The following is a 20,115-nucleotide window of genomic DNA, read 5'->3' as shown; positions in this document are numbered from 1 at the left end:
CCCGCCGCAGTTATCCTCTTGCCCGTCTCTTTGCCCGCGCTACCATCGCCCCGCCATGAATCGCCTCGCCTGCGCCCTGCTGCCCGCCTTGCTCGCCGCGACGCCGGCGACGGCGCAGGTCCATCATCGCATCTATCCCGCGCCGACTGCACCGCTCAGCCTGGACGGCTTGCCCGCCACCGCCGTGCTCGACGCAGTGCGGACGGCCGACGGCCTGACGCTCGGCGGCATCGAGATCGCCCCGCGCGACGGCAAGCCGACCCTGCTCGTCTTCCATGGCAATGGCTCGAGCGCGATGCGATCGGTTCAATGGTTCGCCCCGCTGATTGCCGAGGGCTACGGCATCGTCGCGGCGGAGTATCGCGAATATAGCGGAAACCCGGGCACCGCGAGCGAAGCCGGGCTCGCCGCCGACGCCGACGCCTTTTATGCTCGCGCCCGCGGCATCGCCGGCTCGGGCAGGCTGATCGTTATCGGCCACAGCCTTGGCGGCGGCGTCGCCTTCGGGCTCGCCACGCGCCAGCGGCTCGATGCGCTGGTCACGATCGGCGCCTTCACTCGCCTGCGCGACATGGTTTCCAGGATCTTCCGCGCCGCCGTGCCCAATGAATATGACAATGCGGCAGCGGTCTCGAAGCTTGATGAGCCGCTATACCTCGTCCAGGGCACTGCCGATGACACCGTGCCCTGGCAAATGGGCGAGCAGCTCGCCAAAGCGGCGGAAGCGGCGCACAAGCCCGGCGCTGCCTTCGTGATCAAGGATGCCGGCCACGCGCCCGATGCCGCCGTGCTGGCGACGATCCTGCGCGCGATCGTCGCGAAGCTCGACGGGGAGGGGAAGGTCGAAATTACCCTGCCACAGACCGTTCACCTCTACCCGTTCGGGCAACAGGACTTCACGGCCCCTTCACCACCACGCCGCCCTTGATCACCAGCCGCACGTCGCGCGCTGCCGCCACGTCCCGCGTCGGATCGCCGCCGACGGCGATCAGGTCCGCGAGCAACCCGGCCTTCACTGCGCCCAGCCTGGCATCGAGATGGAAGGCCCGCGCATTGCCCGATGTCGCCGCGATCATCACCTGCGCCGCCGGCATGCCGCCCGCCGCCATCAGCTCCATCTCGCGCGCGTTGTCGCCGTGCGTGAAAACCCCGACATCGCCGCCCATGCATATCGGCACGCCGGCCGCACGCGCGAGCGCGAAGCTCCTGCGGCTTTCCGTCACGCCCGCCGGGGTCGGATCGGCGCCCTTCCAGCCGCGATAGCGCGCCACCGCATCGGATGCGGCGAGCGTCGGGCACAGCGCGATCCCCTTCGCCGCCATCGCCCTGAACACCTCCGCCGTCCCGCCATAGCCATGCTCGATCGAGTCGACCCCGGCCGCGATCGCGCGGCGCATGCCCTCGGCGGTGGAAGCGTGCACCGCGACGGTCCGCCCCGCATCATGCGCTGCCTCGGTCGCGGCCACGATCTCGGCCAGCGACAGGGTTGGCCGGCTCGGCTCGCCCGGGCCCCAGCGATAATCGGCGTAGAGCTTCACCACATCGGCGCCCGCCGCGATCTGCTCGCGCACCGCGCGCACCATCTCGGCGGCGCCGCTCACTTCCTGCGCGCCCTGCGGGATGGCGGTGCCCGGCTCGAATCCCTTGGGGCCGTAAGCGCCTAGCGCGACGATCGCCCGCGTCGCCACAGTCAGCCGCGGTCCGGGTACGATGCCCTGGTCGATCGCCTGTTTCAGTCCGACATCGGCATAGCCCGCCCCCTCGGTGCCAAGATCACGCTCGCTGGTGAAACCGGCCAGCAGAGTCGCGCGCGCCTGCGCCACCGCCCGCGCGGTGCGCAGCGCCAGCGGTTCGTGCAGCACCTGATCGTCCCAGCTCGTCTCGTCATAGGGATGCAGGAACAGATGCCCATGGCCTTCGATCATGCCCGGCATCAGGGTCTGCCCTGGCAACGCGATCACACGCGCGCCGGCGGGCGCGGCCAGCTTCGGCCCGACCGCGATGATCCGGTCGCCCGTCACCAGCACCTCCCACCCGGCGTGCGCCACCGGATCGACGCCGTCGAACACGCGGTCCGGCCGCAGCAGCAGCGATTCCGGCTCGGCCGCCACTGCCGGCGTGGCGAAAGCGAGCGCGAGTGCGAGCCACCTCCCGATCAGCGTTCCCATCATTGCCCTCCTTGTCGCGGGCCGCTGCGCCCGATAGCCCCTGCGCATGGATAGACTGACGCTCCTTCCGCGCAACCTGCTCCTCGCCGCTGCGCTGCTGTTCCCCGCGATCGCCCAGGCCGCCCCGAACGAGCTCGCCGGCTGGAAGGCGCAGGCGACCCGGGTCACCATCACTCGCGACGACTGGGGCATTGCCCATGTCGTGGGCAAGAGCGATGCGGATGCCGTGTTCGGCGCGATCTACGCTCAGGCGGAGGATGATTTCAGCCGGATCGAGGCCAATTATCTGACCGCGCTCGGCCGCACGGCGGAGGCCGAGGGGGAAAAGGCGATCTGGGCCGATCTGCGCCAGCGCCTCTATGTCGATCCGGTCGTGCTGCAGAAACAGTACCGGGAAAGCCCCGCCTGGCTGCGCACGCTGATGCAGGCTTGGGCCGACGGGCTGAACTATTATCTCGCCACCCACCCCGCCGTCCGCCCGAAAGTGCTGACGCGCTTCGAGCCCTGGATGGCGCTGTCCTTCACGGAGGGCAGCATCGGCGGCGATATCGAACGCATCTCGCTGTCGGAGCTCGAGACTTTGTACGGCCGCCGCCAGGTCGCGCTGACGGACGCCGAGCTCGGCCGCGTTCCGGCCGAGCCGCGCGGCTCGAACGGCATCGCCATCGCGCCGAAGAACACCGCCGACGGCCACGCCCTGTTGCTGATCAACCCGCACACCAGCTTCTATTTCCGCTCCGAGTTGCAGATGACGAGCGGGGAGGGGCTCAATGCGTACGGCGCCTCCACCTGGGGGCAGTTCTTCATCTATCAGGGTTTCAATGCCAATGCCGGCTGGATGCACACCTCGTCCGGCGTCGACAATGTCGACGAGTTCGCGGAGACGGTGATCTGGAAGCCCGGCAAGCTCGCCTATCGCTACGGCGAGAAGACCCGCCCGCTCACCACCAGCCGCATCGCCATCGCCGTCCGCCAGCCGGACGGGACGCTGGCTACGCGCCATTTCACCACCTGGCGCACCCATCACGGCCCGGTGGTCGCAAAGCGCGACGGCAAATGGATCGCTGTCTCGCTGATGTGGAAACCGGTCCCCGCGCTCGAACAGAGCTGGCTGCGCACCAAGGCGACGGATCTCGCTTCCTATCTCGACGTCGCCGGCCGCCAGGCCAATAGCTCGAACGACACGCTGTTCGCTGACGACAAGGGGGAGATCGCCTATCTCCACCCGCAATTCGTGCCGGTGCGCGATACGCGCTTCGATTACGAAAAGCCGGTCGACGGCGCGGATCCGGCGACGGACTGGCAGGGCCTGCACAGCATCGCGTCGCTGCCCAATGCGATCAACCCGCCGGTCGGCTGGGCGAAGAACACCAATGACTGGCCGTGGCAGGCTGCCGGCCCCGACAGCCCAAAGGCGAGCGACTATCCGCGCTACATGGACAGCGCCGGCCCCGATGCGCGCGGCACCCATGCCGATCTGCTGCTGACCGGGAAAAGCGGCTTCACTCCGGAAAAGCTCCGCGCGGCGGCCTATGATTCCTATCTGCCCGCCTTTGCCGTCCTGGTCCCGCAGCTCGTCGCCGCCTGGGAAGCCCTGCCCGCCGCCGACCCACGCCGCGCGAAGCTCGCCGCGCCGGTCGCGTTGCTCCGGGGCTGGGACTATCGCTGGTCGGCCAGCTCGGAGCCCACCGCGCTCGCGGTGTTCTGGGGCGACACCCTGTGGAAGGATGTCGGCGGCTTCGCCCGTGCCGAGCGCATGAACGTGCCCGATTATATCGCCGCAAAGGTCACGCCGGACGCGAAGCTTGATGCGCTCGCCCAGGCGGGGGACCGGCTGACCCACGATTTCGGCGGCTGGCGCGTCGCCTGGGGCCGGATCAACCGCTTCCAGCGGCTCGACGATTCGATCGCCGCCCGGTTCGACGATTCGAAACCGAGCATCGCCGTGCACTTCACCTCGGCGCAATGGGGCTCGCTCGCCTCGTTCGGCGCGCGGCCCTATGCGAACACGAAGAACTATTACGGCACCAGCGGCAACAGCTTCGTCGCGATCGTCGAATTCGGCCCGCGCCTCAGGGCCTGGGCGGTCACCGCGGGCGGCGAAAGCGGCGATCCCGCCTCACCGCATTTCAACGATCAGGCGCAACGCTACGCCGACGGCAATCTCCGCCCGGTCTATTTCTACCCGCAGGACCTCACCGGCCACATCGAGCGCCGCTACAGTCCGGGATCCTGAGCCCATAACGCGAGCGGCCGGGACCGTAATCCAGATATCGCGTCCGTCGGCGCGCTGGCGAGGACGCGTGGAATTATGTATCGACTATGGTCTGGTTACCGTGCCGCAATATCCCATCGCGCCTAAGCGCCGTCGTTCACGGTCACCCGGATTTCGACAGCTGCCATATCGCCCAGCCCGATCTTCCCCTTTGCCCGGACAGCCATTTTGAGCGGCAGCAGGTATCCGCCGTCCCTGGGGAACAGGGAAGTGGTGAAGGGCACGCCGCCGATCGTCGCCTGCACCGGGACGACACCCCAGCCATAGCTGGCGAGTCTCGCGGCGTATCTCAACTCGCCGACCCATTCGGGCGGCACTGCGACGAAGAAGAAAGGGGCCGGACCGCGCCACTCGATAACTTCACCGACGAAGGCGACGTCGGCGAGGGTCTGACGGCTGGCAACCATCTTCCTGCTATAGGTCGAGCACGGCGATCGCGATAGATTGGGCCGCGACGGCACCTTCTCCCGGATCCGGGGCGAGAACCTCAAAAAGACGGGCGGCGAAGCGAACAGGGGGCGGTACATGGGGCTGGTCGGGCGCGTGATGCTCTGCTTCATCGGTTTCGCGGCCACGGCGAGCCTGTGGCTTATCGCAACAGGTTTTGCGCTGGCCCTGCTGTTGCGCGCCTGTGGGATAGTCTCTGCTGGCGCCCAGCCCCGATCAGGTGCTTCGATAGACCCGGGAGCGCAGCAGCTGCGCTCCCGGCCATGATCATTTATTGTCGTCTTTGACGCCGACGACCGGAACGGAAATCTCTTCCTTCTCGGTCTTCACCTTCGGCACGTCCACCGTGGTCGTCTTGGTGCCGACGACGACTTCCTTGGACTTCAGATCGACATCGGGAAGCTTGCCGCTGTCGGCGCTGACGTTGATCTTGGGAAGCTCGCCTTCTTTGACGTCAGCGCTCCAGAAACCGGTGGCGAAGAGCAGCGCGACGATCACCGCGGCAATCGCCAGGATGATCCCCACAATTGCTGTTCCGCTCATGCCGCGGCGTACTACTACTGTCTCGGTGCGGTCGTCATATCTTGGGTCAGCCATCGTCTCACTCCCTTTGTTTTGAGACGCGCTAACGTCATGCCGCCCCGAAAAGTTCCGAAATGGGCGCATTGTGGTGTCCCATTTCGGCCGCGCTGACGGGCGCAAGGCCTTGCCGAACCACTCTTTTGATGGGCACCCCGTCGATCGGCCGGCAGCGCGATGCCCTGCACGAACCTGGCGGCATTGCCGGACTTTCGATGCCGGCTGACGGGATAGCTGGCGCGTTCCTATATGGCAGTCATATGTTTGACGAGGAAGACATTGCTCATGTCGCGGACCGGTCGGCTATTTGAACTGATCGGCATTCTGCGCGCCCGCAGAATGCCCGTCACGGCGCTCGATCTGGCCGGTGAACTGGGCGTTTCGCAGCGGAGCATATACCGGGACATCGATACGCTGCGTTCGCTGGGCGCGCCGCTCGAGGGAGAGGCGGGTGTCGGCTATTGTTTGCGGGAAGGTTTTTTTCTTCCGGAGTTCGCTTTTTCACAGGATGAACTGGACGCGCTGGTCCTTGGCCTGGGCTGGGTGCAGCAGCGGGCCGACCCCGCCCTGGCGAAAGGCAGCGAAAGCGCGTTGGCAAAAATCCTTTCCGCGGGAAGCAACGGTCCCGCGACACGTGACGGGCCACCTGCGCTCGTAGCGCCGTCATCGGCGTCCGAGCGCGTGGATCCGCCGCAGACCGCCTTGTTGCGGGATGCCATCCGCCGGCAACGCAAAGCCGAGATCCGCTACGAGGACGCGCACGGCACGCCATCCGATCGCACCATCTGGCCCATCGCCATCGTGTATTTCGACGATGTGCGCTTGCTGGCGGCCTGGTGCGAGCATCGCTCGGCCTTCCGCCATTTCCGTATCGACCGTTTGCAGGTGAAGGCAATCTCGGAGGAACGATACCCCGGGCGACGCCAATCGATCATAACGCAGTGGCGGCAGCAGGATCGCGACTGGCGTTCGTTGCTGACAGTTTCTGACACACCGATCGCTTAACGATCGACGGACGGCCCCCCGCCGTTTCAGGAGAGATAGATGGTTTCGTTGTCCCCTGCCGCGATGGCCTTCCCGACCGAAGACGACGATTCCGCCGTTATACCGTCGAATCCCGTCCCGTCCGAGCCTCGGATGCGGCGTGCCCGCGGGAAAACGGTCATGCTTTGTGCGGCTATCTTGATGAATTTAGCGATTTTATTGATCCCGGTTTCTGCACAGGCAGCGCCGGATCAGGCGAAAAAAGGAGCGTCAGCAATGACCAATCAGGAAGCCTGGAATATATACCGGAAATATATAAGCGCCTGGAACACAGACGACATCGATCAGCGCTTGAAAATCGCCAATGATGTTCTGGCCGATACCATCGAATATCAAACGGCCCGACATGATTGGTCGACCGGCCGAACGTTGGTCATTCAGGACATGGCCACGTTCCATGAGAAATTCCCGGGAGGCCATTTTGAAATCGGCGATGTCTCTGCGCATCACGATGTGGCCCTGCTGACATGGGTAATCGTTCAGGCCGACGGCAAGGTTTTTGCTCGGGGAGGTGACCAGATCACCGTAGATCCGAGCGGGAAGATCTCGAAAATCATCACCTTTGCGCCGTCCGTAAAAGATCCGAACTAGAATCGGCCGGATTTCCTTTGGAAATGACTTGCTGCCCTGAGATGGCGCAAAGGATAGGGAAAGGGAACGTTGCGCCAGGGGGCAAAAGCGCCTTAACTTGAGGAGGTGAGGCACCGACTCCATCTGTTTATTGGTTGCGTCGTGCTCCTCGGCGCGCCCGCGGTAGCGCGAGACAAGGCGGCCCTTCCCAATCGTGCGGACGTTATCGCCGCCGTAAATCGGGCGGGCGAGGATCGCCTGGTGGCGTACTTAAACCGCTATCCAGCCGGGTCCGTCACAGGGCATGTCATTCCCGCAAGCAAGCTGTCGGAGCTATCGTGCGTTTCCGATCGGAATGCAGCATCGGTCGACTGCCATTTCGCGGCTCACTACCACGACAAGATCGTTTATCACATCGCGACCCTGACACGCGATGGTGACGTCTGGCGCATAGTTGACGATCATAGGATCGACATCCCGCGCCCATGAGATAGCCGCTATTGGGTCTCTTCTCCCAAGCCGTTTCAGGTGAGGATTGTCGAAAAGCAGCCGCGGAATTCGGGGGCGCTATGCTAAACTATCTCCGGCTCTCAGAATGAAATCAACCGCGAAGGTCAGAAGCTAGTTAAGTATAGTGTTGTCTAATTGATTCCGTCATGATGCTGATATTCCTTGTATTCTGACCTTGGTCTATGGTTGTCTTCGTGGTCATGGTCGGCCTTGGCGGCATTGAGACCATGCCGCATGATCGCGGTCAGGCGAGGTAGGTGGACGTCCCTGATGTCGCCAACGCGGTCTGGGCCGCGACACTATAAGCGGGATCGTCCGGTTTTGGCCTTCGGTCGTGGTTCTGCCGGGGTCAGTTCCAGCAGAACTCGGTGTCCGCCTGCCAAAGGCGGTGGAGCAGGATGGCGAGCTTGCGGGCGACGGCGACGCGGGCGCGCTTGGCCCCCTGGTTTCGGCCAGCGCCTTGCCCCATGTCTGCAACGCCGAGGGGCGCTTGACCCGTACGAGCAGCACATTGGCCGCTTCATAAAGCGCAGAGCGCAGCATCGGATCGCCAGCCTTCGAGATATGGCCCTTATAGTCGCGCTCGCCTGACTGGCTGCGCCTTGGCGTGGACCTTATGGCTTCATAAACCGAACCTCACTCGATCATCACCCCCACCACAAGCCACGCGCCATTCACGTGCTCCAGCGTTACCTTCTCCACCATTTCCTTGTTGGCGAAGCGCGTGCGGAACTTGGCCATTTGATAGCCATGGGGCGGCGCGGCGATATCCTCCTGGCTGAGGAAGGTGCGCGAGAGCGCGGCGCCCAGGGGGGCGCGCACCTCTTTGGACACGTCGGTCCAGACCTGGAGGGTGTTCAGCTTGCGGAAGGTCGGCGCGAATGCCTGATAGCTTTCTTCCCAGCGGCCCTGATCGAGCAGGACGAGAAGCTTCCGCGCGGTGTCCACCACCGCCACATCCGGCGCGACGCGCGACGCGACCGGCTCAGGCGGCGCGGTTGAAGCGAGTTGGGGCATAGTGGCAAAAGCCAACAGGCAGAGAGCAAGCGTCATGAGCAGAACTCCGATGATGATCCGGGGCCGGCGGAATGGCCGCCCTGCCCCCTGATCCATCCGGCCGGGGCCAGCGTCTTCCCCGATTTCGATGTCCCCAAGCAATTCGGGGTCAGGAAATTCGGGGCCGCCCTCCGCCGCCAGCAACAGGCGCGCCGCCTCGCGGCTGCTCGATACCGCCATCTTACGCCGCGCATCGCGCAGCCGCTCGTTGATCGTGTGGACCGAAAGATCGAGGCGGCGCGCGATCGACTTTGCGTCATGCCCGCGGACGATCAGGCGAAGCGTCTGCTTCTCCTTTTCGGAAAGCGCCCAGGATCCGTCGTGTACGCGCGTGCTCATACCGCCCGGAAGCTAGGCTGGGCACAGGGCCGCAGCTACCCCGAAAAATTCGTACCTCAGGACTGGGGACTGTCAGCCGCTTCGCTCTTCAAAAGGCGATAACGCACAACGCCGGCATCGTCGCGTTCGATACGAATCGATGATGACAACACCATGCCTCGTTGCCCCAACGGCTGAAGGTGGTGCGCCAGCCGCCATTCGCCACCGCTCCCTTTGAACGTCAGGCACGGCTCGCTCACCTCAGCGCCGCGCGACCCCGCTACGATCCCGCTACGATCCCGGCGAATCCGCAACCAGCCGGCAAAGATGCTGATACAGCTGCGCCGGGGAAACCGGCTTGTGCATGAGCAGCAACCCGCTGAGCATCGCCTCGCGCAGCCGCTCGGGGGCCGTGTCGCCGGTGATCAGCAGGGCGGGAATGTCGCCGCCGATATAGTGCCGGAGCATCGCGGCCACATCGGCGCCCGTCTGTCCGTCCCGGAGGCGATAGTCGCATAATATCGCGTCCGGTCGCGGATATTTCGCCAGCAGGTCGATCGCCTCACGCTGCGATTCGGCCGTGTGGCATTCGCAACCCCAGCTGCGCAGCAGATGCCGCATCCCGGCCCGCACGATCGCGTCGTCATCGACCACCAGGAATGTCCGCCCGGCAAGCTGCCCGAAGGGACGGTCGGGAAGCTGTTCGGCCGCAGTGCCTTCATGGCGTGGAGACGCCAGCGGTACGCTGACCCGGAAGACGCTGCCCCGCTCGACCACCGACGACAGGGACAGCGGATGGCCGAGCGCGGCGGCCAGCCGGTGCGCGATGGCGAGTCCCAGCCCCAGCCCCTTCTGGCGGTCGCGCTCCGGATTGCCGAGCTGGAGGAATTCGCAAAAGATGTCGGCTTGCGCATTCTCGGCGATGCCGATGCCGGTATCGTAGATTTCGATCGACACCGCGCCGGAGCGGCGGCGGCACCCGATGAACAATCCGCCGCTGATGGTGTAGCGGATGGCGTTCGATATCAGATTGCGCAGGATCTGTTCCAGCAGGACACTGTCGGACGTAACCCAGAGCGGCGTCTGCGGGGAGCGATAGATCAGCTGCTTCGCATCCGCCATCGGCGCCAGCTCATTCTCCAGCTTGTCGAACAGCGGCTGAAGCGGAATGTCGCGGATATTGGGGACGATCACGCCAGCCTCGATGCGCGAGAAATCGAGCAGCGTGTTCAGCATCTCGGACGAGGCAAGGCTTGCCGTCTGCGCGCTTTCCACGGTCTGGCGCTGCGTCGGCGTCAGCCGGCTATGCGAAAGCGCCTCCAGGAACATCCCCAGCGCGTGCACGGGCTGGCGCAGGTCATGGCTCGCGGCGGCAAGGAACCTGGATTTGGCCGTATTGGCGCGTTCCGCTTCGAATCGCGCTTCCTGGGCCAGGCCCATTTCATTGCGCAGCTGATCGACCAGCCGGTCGTTCTCGAACTGCAGCAGGATCACATCGCGGATGCGCCGGTTGGCAAGACGCGATTGGCCATAAAGGCCGACGACATACAGGATGCAGCAGAGCGCAAGCACGCGATACGGCGTGGTGCCCATCGACCAGAATCGCGTGAAACCAAACGCCAGCATGGGCAGGGCAAGCGCCAGATAGAGGTCCCGTAGCGGTGCCAGCAACGCAACCGCGTTGCCGCAAATGGCGCAGAGCAAGGCCATGAGGACGATGCTGATGGCCGGGTCCGACGCGGGCAGCGCGATCCAGAGAAGGGCGCCCCACAGGCAGCCTTCATAGATTTTCAGCAGCGCCAGGCCGTATTCGATGCGCTTGCCGGGTCCGCTATAGGCGCCGGACCGCAAAAGATGCCGCGCGGCAACAACCATCACCCAACGTCCGGCGAGAAAAGCCACGTACCAGATTGCCAGCCATCCGTGCGGCGCCGACTGTTTGAGGAAGACGACGAGGAGGCTGGGGAGCAGGATGCCGACGGCCAGGGACGCGCCCACCCCCTCCAATACCATTCGTATTTGCTCGGTGCGCGCGGCGCCGCGGGCCAGGGCGTTCACCGAATGAGGCCCAGGCGGCGGGCCGCAAAGGCAGCTTCCGTCCGGGTGGCCGCGCCAAGCGATGCAAGCAGGGCCTGGACGTGGCCACGGACGGTATGCTCGGAAAGGCCAAGGCGCCGTCCGATCATCTTGTTGGATAGTCCCTGGCACACCAGGTCGAGCACCTCGGTCTGGCGCGGCGTCAGGGAGGGTCGCGCATTGTCCGGGGGGCGTGCGGAAGGCTTGCCGGGCGGGCCGTCCAGCATGCGGCGAAGGGTCGCAATCATCCGGTCGGGGCGCTCGGTCTTGGCCAAAAAGCTCTCGGCGCCCAGCGCCAGGGCATCGGCGATGATGTCCGGGGTGTCGAACGCCGAAACCACCAGGATGCGGGCATGGGGCCACTTCCGTCTCAGCGAGGCCATGCCCTGCAGGCCACTGATCCCATGCAGCTGGACGTCGAGGATCAGGATCGACGGGCTGATCCCTCTATAGGCCAGCGCCTCTTCCAGGGAGCCTGCCTCGCGAATCTCCGCATTGTGCAGCCCGATGGAGAGCAAGGCGGCCACCCCCGACCGGAACAGCGCATGATCGTCGATGATGAGAACAATGGGATCGCTCATGGTCCGTGAGTGTAACCCGAACAGCGGCGATAGTCCCGGGTGTAAGCCAGTCCAGATGGACTATAGCGGGCGTTTTCAAGCTGATGTAAAAACGCTCCTGCATCTCGCTGGTTACCGGTTTCCGGTCCCTGCGAGTATTTGGTTGGCGCGCGTCCGCGAGTTGCATGATGGCGGGGAGTCGAGGCGCAAGTAAAACTGCTTTCGACAAGGAATTCTTTGTGCCGGTCCTGGTGCCTCGCTCTATCCTGTGCAGGATGAACCGGCATGATCCGGATCGACGCAGGGTGTTATGGGATGGCCTTCACTATGTCGGTACTTGTACCGGCTGCGGTTCGAACATCCATCGTCAGTCGCGCAAACGATGGCGAAAGAGCCAGGAAGGTAGAGACGGGGACATCGCTCAACGGTCGCCGTCTGATTAGGGGCTGGGTCGATGGCTCTGGAAACGCCGCGGGAGCAGGTGGGGCGGATAAGCGGGGGGGAAGGGGATGGCCGGCTACAAGGTCGCCGAAGAACTGCAATGGCTCGATGATCTGAAGCGGCGCGGGGCTATCGCGGAAGAGGAGTTTCAGAAGCGCAGGGGCGCTCTCCTCCTCGGGATCGCTTCGTCCGCCGACGATCCCCCACCCGCGACGTCCAGGGCGAACGAGGTGCGATACGGTGCGATCGCGTGGATCGCACTGTTCGTGATCCTGGCCGTCCTGTGGGCGCATTTTCGGGTTGGATAGATGGCGGGCCGCCAATTCACGGCGGCGCGTCAAATCCGACCGATACCCGTTGGGGGGGCTGTTCCCCGGCGGAGGAGCACCGGGTTAACATGCTCCGCATGTTCGAGGATCGTCGGGGGGCGATCCCACCAGTGCCCCTTCGCCGGGGAGCAGAAAAAGGGGGGGCGTGCCCGCTGGGTGCCGATGTACCGCGCGCCGCTCCGGCTCAATGCGCCATCACTGGCGTGGCCTCGTCGCCGATCAGGCGCGATCGCGGCCCGGTCGCCGCGAACAGCACTATTCCGATAGATGCTCTCCTCCTCAGGATATCTTCGTCGGCGAACGACTCCGCGGCGGGAACGTCCGAGGCGAACGAGGCGAGGAACGACCGCTATCTCCATCCGTCCTGCTTCTATCCGCAGCACCTCACCGGCCATTACAGCGCCGCTACAGCCTTTGGGTCGAAAGCATAGACTAATTTTTCATTGGCGCAGATCACGCTTGACTCGAAGGATGTATGACCTTCATTTTCAATTAATTGCGGCGTTGTATGTGGTGTTCACGGCCGCTGTTTTGCTGGGATTGAAGTGCGGTGTCACGGAAGTGAATCCCAGCGCCTGCTGCGATTAGCTACCGTCGGTCGCGGGGGGCGCGCTAGAGAATGTTGAAGGGGCGAGCATTTGCCGCGGACAATAGTCCGCCGGTCTTTTGTGCGATCACGCTGGCTCCATTGCCAGCGGGTGGGAGCACAAGATTTTCCGACAAGTTCGCGAAGGGCGTGGCCGAGAAGGTCACTGGCACTCTTAAATAATGGCGCGCTTGCGATCCCTCATCTGCCTTCGGGGTGAGACCATCATGAACAACATTGGCTCCGCTTGCACACCCAATCGGTGGAGGCGGGGTGTTTCGCTGTCGATCGCTGCCATGTTTGCGGGCGGTGTCGCGACGGTTTCTCTCGCGAATGAAACAATGGTCTACACCTATGATCCATTGGGCCGCCTCGTATCGGTAACGATCGCGGGAGGGCCTCGTAATGGGCAGCAAGTCTCAACCGGCTTCGATCCGGCCGACAATCGCACCAATTATCAAGTCGCGGGCGCGCCCAGCGGTACTTTCTCGGTTGCCGATGCCAACATCACCGAAGGCGGCAGCGCAATCGTGACCATCACGCGATCAGGATCGGTATCCGGCGTGGCGGCGGTCAATTACGCGACGTCGAATAATTCCGCGACCGCACCCGCCGATTATACCGCTGCGTCGGGTACGGTCACCTTCGCTGCCGGTGAGACCAGCAAGACCATCTCGATCGCTACGGCCGACGACAGCGTCTACGAAGGGCCGGAGGCTTTTGCGGTCACCTTGTCGGGTCCAACCGCGGGCGCCGGGCTCGGCAAAGCGAACGCCATCGTCACGATCATCGACAACGAGACGGTGCCTGAACTGGCCATCTCGAACGCGACCGTTACCGAGGGCGGTTCGGCGGTCCTGACCGTCACCCGTTCGAGCGTCACCGGATCGACCGTGGCGGTTAACTACGCGACTGCCAATGGTACCGCGACGGCGCCGGGCGATTTCGTTGCCGCATCCGGTACGCTGACCTTTCTGGCTGGCGAGACCTCCAAGACCATTACCGTCGCGACCGTCAACGACACCGTCCACGAAGCGTCGGAGTCCTTTGCCGTGGGGCTTTCGGGCGCGACGGGAGGAGCAATCATCACCAACGCTACGGGCAGAGTGTCGGTGGCCGACAATGATACAGCGCCAAGCTTCGCCATCTCGAACGCCACCGCGACGGAGGGTGGCTCACTGGTCATGACGGTGACCAAGACGGGCTCGACCGCGGCAACCCTCTCGGTCACCTATCAAACGGTCAACGGGACTGCGGTGGCGCCCGGTGACTATGGTGCAGTTTCCGGCACGCTGACCTTCCTGCCGGGCGAGACCTCCAAGACCGTCACAGTCGCCAGCATCGACGACGCCATCTATGATCCAGGCGAAACACTATCGGTCCGCCTGTCCGGCGCCTCGGGTGGTGCGACCATCGCTACCGCGACTGGGACAGGTACGATCAATGATAATGACGCGATGCCGAGCTTCTCGGTGTCGAACGTCTCGGTTAACGAGGGTGATTTTGCGAACCTGACCGTTGTGAAATCGGGTGCGACAGGGGTCAATGCCACTGTCTCCTACGCGACGGCCGACGGCAGCGCGAGCCAGAGCCTTTATCAAAGCGCCAACGGAAGCCTTACGTTTCTCCCCGGCGAAACCACAAAGACAGTTCAGGTCCGCACGACACATGATGTATCTTTTGATGTGAGACAGACGTTTACAGTTGGATTGTCGGGACCTTCGGCGGCGACGATTGGCGCGCCAATCGCAATTGTTTCGATCAACAACATTGATCCGCCACCCTCTTTCACGGCAGTTACGCCGACACAGAAGAATGAAGGATCGCTTGTTGAGTTTGGTGTCGTATTAACGGGGAATCCCTACTATAAGCCACCTCTTACAATATATTACACGACATCGAGCGGAACGGCGACTTCCGGCACTGACTTCACTCCTGTATCGGGAACCTTGACATTTAACTCTCCGAGTTCGGTGCAATCAGTCTTGGTGCAGACGACGCAGGACAGCGATGTCGAGCCCGACGAGACGATCATCTTCACGATTTCGTCCCCCAGTTACGGCGCAGGGATCGTCACGGGCCAGGTTAGTGGCACGATCAAGAACGACGATATCCCACCGAGTACGGGACCGGTCGCGAATACGGACAACATGGGAAGCTTTTCGAGATGTGATACCTTTACGATCACTCCATTGTCGAACGATACGGACCCTGGGGGGCATTATCCGCTCACACTCGTCTCGGTGGCGACCGGAAACGGCTACTCGGCAGTAGTCTCTGGCAACACGGTCTATTTCACTGTGTTCGGCGTCGGCACCAGAAATGTTCAGTATGTCGTGGCGAACTCGGCCGGCGGCCAGGCGACTGGCATCATCACATTCTCCGTCGCATCGGGGCCTATCTGCATATGATGAGCGATCACCTCCAACTCATCCCGGGGATGCTACGCAGCGGATGCAATAGGCTCGAACGACTGTTCGCGGGGGCTGCTACGCGCGCTGGTAGAACGATTTGTAAGGCAACTCTCTTCGGTGCGCTCCTGCTGGTTCTTCCCGCCGCAGCCGCTCAAGCTCAGGATTTGCCGAAGTCGATTTCACCGCTGCAGATCGAGCCGGATCGCAACGGGGTGAACATCGTAACGGGTAAGATGGCGCCCGATGCTTTGACGCTTTCAGTCCCGGCTGCGCCCCGTCTCAAGTTCGACCGGGTACAGAATGCCGCTCCCTATGTAACCGGCGAGGTGCTGGGCAATTGGGATACCGGTGACCGAAATGCCGTTTGGACGGTCCACACGGCACAGGGGATGTCGGAAGCATTTCGGTGCGCCTGGGACGTAGATGGAAAGAATTGTGCGAGCACGACCGGTTCAGGATCGATGCTCAATTATGGCGGGACCAAATTTCGGAAGGGAGGATCGGGCGAAATCTACACGTTCAATCTGGTCCATCTCTTCCAGAACCCTGCCCCTAGTGACCTTAATCAGCAAAGGAAGCGCCTGTTCTACGCGTCGCGCGTGGAATATCCCGACGGGGAAGTCATCAGCTATACCTATGGCACGTCGCCCCTGCCAGGCGATCCTTATAGCCGTACCTGGTTTCGTCCCACCCGGATCGATAGCAATCGCGGCTATTTCATTACCATAGCCTATCAGGGGAATGACCTGGCCCAGGTTGGTTGGGGAACGGCCAGCGAGGTCGCGGTCTACAACGCCAATGCGCCCCTGACTCCCCTGGCGAAGCTGACCTATGCGGGCAACGGCACCGTGACTGACCTGCTGGGACGAATCTACCAGGGATATGATCTGGGGACCTTGGGCGCCGATATAGAGACGGCCAGTTTTTCCCGGACCCTCCCCACCGAGAGTGCGGCCACGGTGATCGTTACCGCCGCCAGTCTTCCCACCAATGCCTCGATGGTCGGCTCCGTCAGTGCTGATGGCGTGCCGTGGAACTACACCTATGCCAGCCCCCAATTTTACGCGGGAATTGACGGCTATCTTTATAGCGGCGTTACCGTCACCGGGCCGAACGGCTACCAGAAATCCTATCAGATCAGCAGTCCGAACCCGCTCTCCCCTGTCGGCAACCGCAATCTTATCACTCGGGTAACCGACGATATCGGCCGCGCGACCAATTATGAATATGATTCGAACATTCGCGTCACCAAGATCACTCAGCCGGAGGGCAATTCGGTCTCGATCGGTTGGGATGATGCCGGGAACGTTACCTCTCGGACATTGACGGCGAAGCCTGGATCGGGCCTCGCTACCGTCGTCGAGCAGGCATATGTCGATCTGAGCGGCCATTACACAGCGGGGGGCTTCCTGGACTGTCTGGAAGCAATCCTCTGTTACCGGCCCACCTGGTATCGCGACGCGCTGGGCCGCCAGACCGATTACGCGTACAACGCCCGCGGCCAGCTCATCGAGCAGACCGAGCCGGCCGATGCCAGCGGCGTCCGCGGCAAGACCTTCATTGAATATGAATCCTACGATACCGGGTCCGGCGTCGTCTCGCGCAAGAAGACAGTCAGGATCTGCGGCGTCACGACGACCTGTGGCACCAATGCCGAAATCAGGACCGAGTATGAATATTGGGGCAGCACCAGTCTGCCGACCGTGGAACGGCAGGTCGATGCCGTCACCGGCCAGGTACGGGAGGTTCGCTACAGCTACGATGTCGCTGGCCGGGTCCTGTCGATAGACGGTCCTCGGCCCGGCTGGGACGACACCCAATATTTCCGCTATGACGTCGTTGGCAGGAAGACGTGGGAGATAGGCGCATTGGCGCCCAACGGGCTGCGCATGGCGAAGCGATTCACCTATCGCGATTCGGACGACAAGGTCACCAGCGTCGAAACCGGCACCGTGCCCGACGCGGCAAGCACGACTCTGACGGTGCTTGAACGAACCGACATGACGTATGACAGCCGCCGCAACGGCATCCGGGAGGCGACATCGGCGGGTGGCTCACCGTCGCGCGTCATCGATCGTTCCTATCTCGACCGCGGGCTGCTCGATTGTACCACAACCCGGATGAATTTGGCCGCATTGCCGGCCGCCAGCAGTGCCGGCGCCTGCGCATTGGGCACCACGGGAACGCAAGGCCCGGATCGGATCACCAGGAACGTTTACGACGCCGCCGGCCAGCTCCAGCAAGTGCAGCAGGCTTATGGTACGACGTTCGTGCGGAACCAGGCGACGTACAGCTACACGCTGAACGGCAAACGGCAGTTCCTTACCGATGCCAACGGCAACAAGGCGCAGTTCGCCTATGATGGGCATGACCGTCAGACGCACTGGTATTTTCCGCACAAGACCGCGGTCGGCACCGTCAACACCAGCGACTATGAGCAATATGGCTATGACGCCGCCGGCAACCGCACATCGCTGCGCCGCCGCGACGGCCGCACGCTGGCCTTGGCCTATGATGGGCTCAACCGCGTCGTCTCGAAGGTCGTGCCGGATGGGTGCGCGCCGATCCAGGTGGGCGCCTGCGCGCCCGCTTCGGCAACGCGCGATGTGTTTTACAGCTATGACATCATGGGCCGGCAACTGACTGCGAAGTTCGACGCGACGAACGGCCCGGATGGGCTGACCAGCACCTATGACGGGTTCGGCTCCCTGCGCTCGAGTACGATCAGCATGGGAGGTTTCTCCAGGGCGCTGAACTCGGACTATGACGAGGCAGGCAACCGCACCCGGCTCACACATCCGGACGGGCAGGCGTTTACCTATGCTTATGACGCGCTCAATCGGCTGACCGGCCTCTATGAGGGCGTGGATACAACAGTTTCGTTGGATCAGTTCAGCTATAATCCGCAGGGTCTGCTCGCAGGGCGAACCGAAGGCATGGGTAGCGGCACAACCTATGGCTATGACGCGATCGGGCGTCTGACCAGCCAGACGGACAGCTTCGTCGGGGGCATCGGCAACGTCACCATTGGGTCGATCGCCTATAATCCCGCGTCGCAGATCGTTGGTCAGGCGCGCGACAATGATAGCTATGCGTGGCGCGATGCCCTCATGGTCAACCGGAATTACGCCGCGAACGGGCTCAATCAATATACCAGCGCCGGTCCGGCCAGCTTTACGTATGACGCCAACGGCAATCTGGTCTCTGATGGCACGAGCAGCTTCGTCTATGATGCCGAGAACCGGTTGATCTCCGCGTCGAACGGAACATCGCTGGTCTATGATCCGATGGGGCGGCTGTGGCAGGTGGCAAAGGGCGCGGCCAGTTCCCGCTTCCTTTATGACGGCGACGCGCTGGTTGCCGAATATGACGGCGCCGGCGGCATGACCGCGCGCTACGTTCACGGCAGCGATGCGGGAGCGGACGATCCGCTGGTCTGGTACAGCAACGGTGCGGCGCGCTGGCTTCACGCCGATCTGCAAGGATCGATCGTCGCAGCGACCAATGGGTCGGGTGGGTCGCCTTCGATCAACACGTATGACGAATATGGCATTCCGGGCGCGGGCAATGTCGGTCGGTTCCAATATACCGGCCAGGCTTGGCTCGCCGAACTGGGCATGTATCATTACAAGGCGCGCATCTATTCGCCGACACTGGGGCGATTCCTGCAGATGGATCCGATCGGCTATGACGATCAGATCAACCTATATGCCTATGTCGCAAATGATCCGGTCAACGGTAGCGATCCCAGCGGACTCATAGGCAATACATGCTCGAGAGTTGGCAGTGGAGCATGCTCGGGGAGTTATTCGGGTTCGGGTGTTGGAGCATCAGAAGCAAATCTGGTTCGTGCCCCGCGCATTCGCCGTAGTGTTGGAGCAGGCCGCGGAACGCCGAGGTCGCCTCGTATCGGGCGACAAGGGCTGCGAGGACACGAAGGTATACCAATCGGCCGTGGCATTACGCATGCGCTGCGGGTACATGTAGGGAAGAGTAATGCTTTTTTAAGAGCAAGGATCGAATCTAAGAAAGTGTCAGAAGCTTCAACATTCTCTTCTGAAGCATTAGCTAATTCCTCATTGAGGGAAGCCGTTAATAATAAAGCATCAAAGATAGCTTCTTGGTTGAGTAGCGATGCTCCGGGATCAATGACAGTGAGATTTACGTCGCCAATTCCTTTAGGGAGGCACATGGATTCTAGATTCAGAGTAGAGGATGCCTACGAGGCGGAGTTTATTCTTTTGCCATATCCGAATGGAACTGGAAGTCCATTTACCGTTCTTACGGGGTATACAGGAAACAACTTAGGTGAGTGACAAGTTAATTGGGCTAAAAAAGTTTATGTCCAACTATTGGATGCAAACTGCTGATATTGTATTCAACAATTTCTCGGAAGCGGTCTACTTATATAGGGCTGTGGAGGGAGAGAAGATGTTTGATCACTTGGTGAGCGATATAATATTAGTAAAAGAAAGAGGGCTTTTATGTTCCGAGTTCGGAGAAAGTCAGAGCAGTGACAAATTCTGGAAAGGTATGGGAAGTAGATATATTTCTAAAAAACAGGCTTCTGAAATAATTGAATACAAGAAAATAAAGCTAAGTAGCTAAGTGGCGGGCTGCAAACTATGTTGACGGTTGGCGTGGAATGCCGGAGGTGGCGGTATTTCATCTACCCGACATGTTAACTGGCCGAATGCGGGGAGCGTGCTTGTCCCAACATGCTGCGAGAACCTGTCTTAAGT

15 protein-coding genes and 1 pseudogene are annotated in these 20,115 nt (G+C 62.3%); 9 read left to right on the top strand and 7 right to left on the bottom strand.

Features of this window, described 5'->3' with window-relative positions; translation table 11 throughout:
- Positions 1–55 precede the first annotated feature (55 nt).
- Positions 56–928 carry an alpha/beta hydrolase family protein gene (locus U1769_RS19640; RefSeq protein WP_332719425.1) on the top strand — a complete coding sequence of 291 codons (873 nt, stop codon included), beginning with the start codon at positions 56–58 and terminating at the stop codon, positions 926–928.
- On the opposite strand, the gene U1769_RS19635 is transcribed toward U1769_RS19640, so the two are convergent.
- A complete protein-coding gene (locus U1769_RS19635; protein ID WP_443030418.1) occupies positions 897–2,168 on the bottom strand; it encodes a metal-dependent hydrolase family protein in 1,272 nt (423 codons plus the stop codon). The genes U1769_RS19640 and U1769_RS19635 overlap by 32 nt on opposite strands.
- 46 nt (positions 2,169–2,214) lie before the next feature.
- Here U1769_RS19635 and U1769_RS19630 point away from each other — a divergent pair, with 46 nt between their 5' ends.
- Positions 2,215–4,404, top strand: coding sequence for a penicillin acylase family protein (locus U1769_RS19630; RefSeq protein ID WP_332719419.1), 2,190 nt, complete (start codon positions 2,215–2,217; stop codon positions 4,402–4,404).
- A 122-nt stretch (positions 4,405–4,526) separates the two neighbouring features.
- Here U1769_RS19630 and U1769_RS19625 read toward each other — a convergent pair whose 3' ends face one another.
- Entirely contained in the window at positions 4,527–4,850 is a 324-nt protein-coding gene (locus U1769_RS19625; RefSeq protein WP_332719416.1) for a DUF1905 domain-containing protein, read from the bottom strand.
- A 37-nt stretch (positions 4,851–4,887) separates the two neighbouring features.
- Between U1769_RS19625 and U1769_RS19620 the strand changes: the two genes are divergently transcribed.
- Complete coding sequence (locus U1769_RS19620; RefSeq protein ID WP_332719414.1) at positions 4,888–5,157, top strand: hypothetical protein; 270 nt, start codon at positions 4,888–4,890, stop codon at positions 5,155–5,157.
- On the opposite strand, the gene U1769_RS19615 is transcribed toward U1769_RS19620, so the two are convergent.
- Positions 5,158–5,487, bottom strand: a complete 330-nt coding sequence (locus U1769_RS19615; protein WP_332719412.1) for a hypothetical protein — start codon at positions 5,485–5,487, stop codon at positions 5,158–5,160.
- 267 nt (positions 5,488–5,754) lie between these two features.
- Here U1769_RS19615 and U1769_RS19610 point away from each other — a divergent pair, with 267 nt between their 5' ends.
- Together U1769_RS19610 and U1769_RS19605 are read left to right on the top strand one after the other, a co-directional pair.
- On the top strand, positions 5,755–6,474 hold the full coding sequence (locus U1769_RS19610) for a helix-turn-helix transcriptional regulator (RefSeq protein WP_332719410.1): 720 nt from the start codon (positions 5,755–5,757) through the stop codon (positions 6,472–6,474).
- 39 nt (positions 6,475–6,513) lie between these two features.
- Complete coding sequence (locus tag U1769_RS19605; protein WP_332719408.1) at positions 6,514–7,104, top strand: nuclear transport factor 2 family protein; 591 nt, start codon at positions 6,514–6,516, stop codon at positions 7,102–7,104.
- Positions 7,105–7,942: 838 nt separating this feature from the next.
- Here U1769_RS19605 and U1769_RS19600 read toward each other — a convergent pair.
- From U1769_RS19600 to U1769_RS19585, 4 genes and pseudogenes are all read right to left on the bottom strand, one after another.
- Positions 7,943–8,202 (bottom strand): annotated as a pseudogene (locus U1769_RS19600) (transposase); the annotation flags it as partial.
- Positions 8,203–8,229: 27 nt separating this feature from the next.
- Positions 8,230–8,988: a helix-turn-helix domain-containing protein gene (locus U1769_RS19595; protein ID WP_332719406.1), complete on the bottom strand. Its 759-nt coding sequence runs from the start codon at positions 8,986–8,988 to the stop codon at positions 8,230–8,232.
- A gap of 270 nt (positions 8,989–9,258) precedes the next feature.
- Positions 9,259–10,980, bottom strand: a complete 1,722-nt coding sequence (locus U1769_RS19590; RefSeq protein ID WP_332719404.1) for an ATP-binding response regulator — start codon at positions 10,978–10,980, stop codon at positions 9,259–9,261.
- A 41-nt stretch (positions 10,981–11,021) separates the two neighbouring features.
- The gene (locus U1769_RS19585) at positions 11,022–11,624 is read right to left on the bottom strand and encodes a response regulator (protein WP_332719402.1); all 603 of its coding nucleotides are present in this window, start codon (positions 11,622–11,624) and stop codon (positions 11,022–11,024) included.
- A gap of 488 nt (positions 11,625–12,112) precedes the next feature.
- On the opposite strand from U1769_RS19585, the gene U1769_RS19580 reads away from it, so the two are divergent.
- From U1769_RS19580 to U1769_RS19565, 4 genes are all read left to right on the top strand, one after another.
- Complete coding sequence (locus U1769_RS19580; RefSeq protein ID WP_332719400.1) at positions 12,113–12,352, top strand: SHOCT domain-containing protein; 240 nt, start codon at positions 12,113–12,115, stop codon at positions 12,350–12,352.
- An 834-nt stretch (positions 12,353–13,186) separates the two neighbouring features.
- Positions 13,187–15,370, top strand: a complete 2,184-nt coding sequence (locus tag U1769_RS19575; protein WP_332719398.1) for a Calx-beta domain-containing protein — start codon at positions 13,187–13,189, stop codon at positions 15,368–15,370.
- Positions 15,370–19,689 (top strand): RHS repeat-associated core domain-containing protein, encoded by a 4,320-nt coding sequence (locus tag U1769_RS19570; protein WP_332719396.1) that lies wholly within the window; start codon positions 15,370–15,372, stop codon positions 19,687–19,689. Before U1769_RS19575 ends, U1769_RS19570 begins: the two co-directional genes overlap by 1 nt.
- Positions 19,682–19,981 (top strand): hypothetical protein, encoded by a 300-nt coding sequence (locus U1769_RS19565; protein ID WP_332719394.1) that lies wholly within the window; start codon positions 19,682–19,684, stop codon positions 19,979–19,981. Before U1769_RS19570 ends, U1769_RS19565 begins: the two co-directional genes overlap by 8 nt.
- Positions 19,982–20,115 lie beyond the last annotated feature (134 nt).

It is taken from the genome of Parasphingomonas zepuensis (assembly GCF_036663735.1).
GTDB lineage: Bacteria > Pseudomonadota > Alphaproteobacteria > Sphingomonadales > Sphingomonadaceae > Sphingomonas.
Note: the sequence above shows the minus strand (reverse complement) of the source record. Positions and strands in the feature narration are given on the sequence as shown.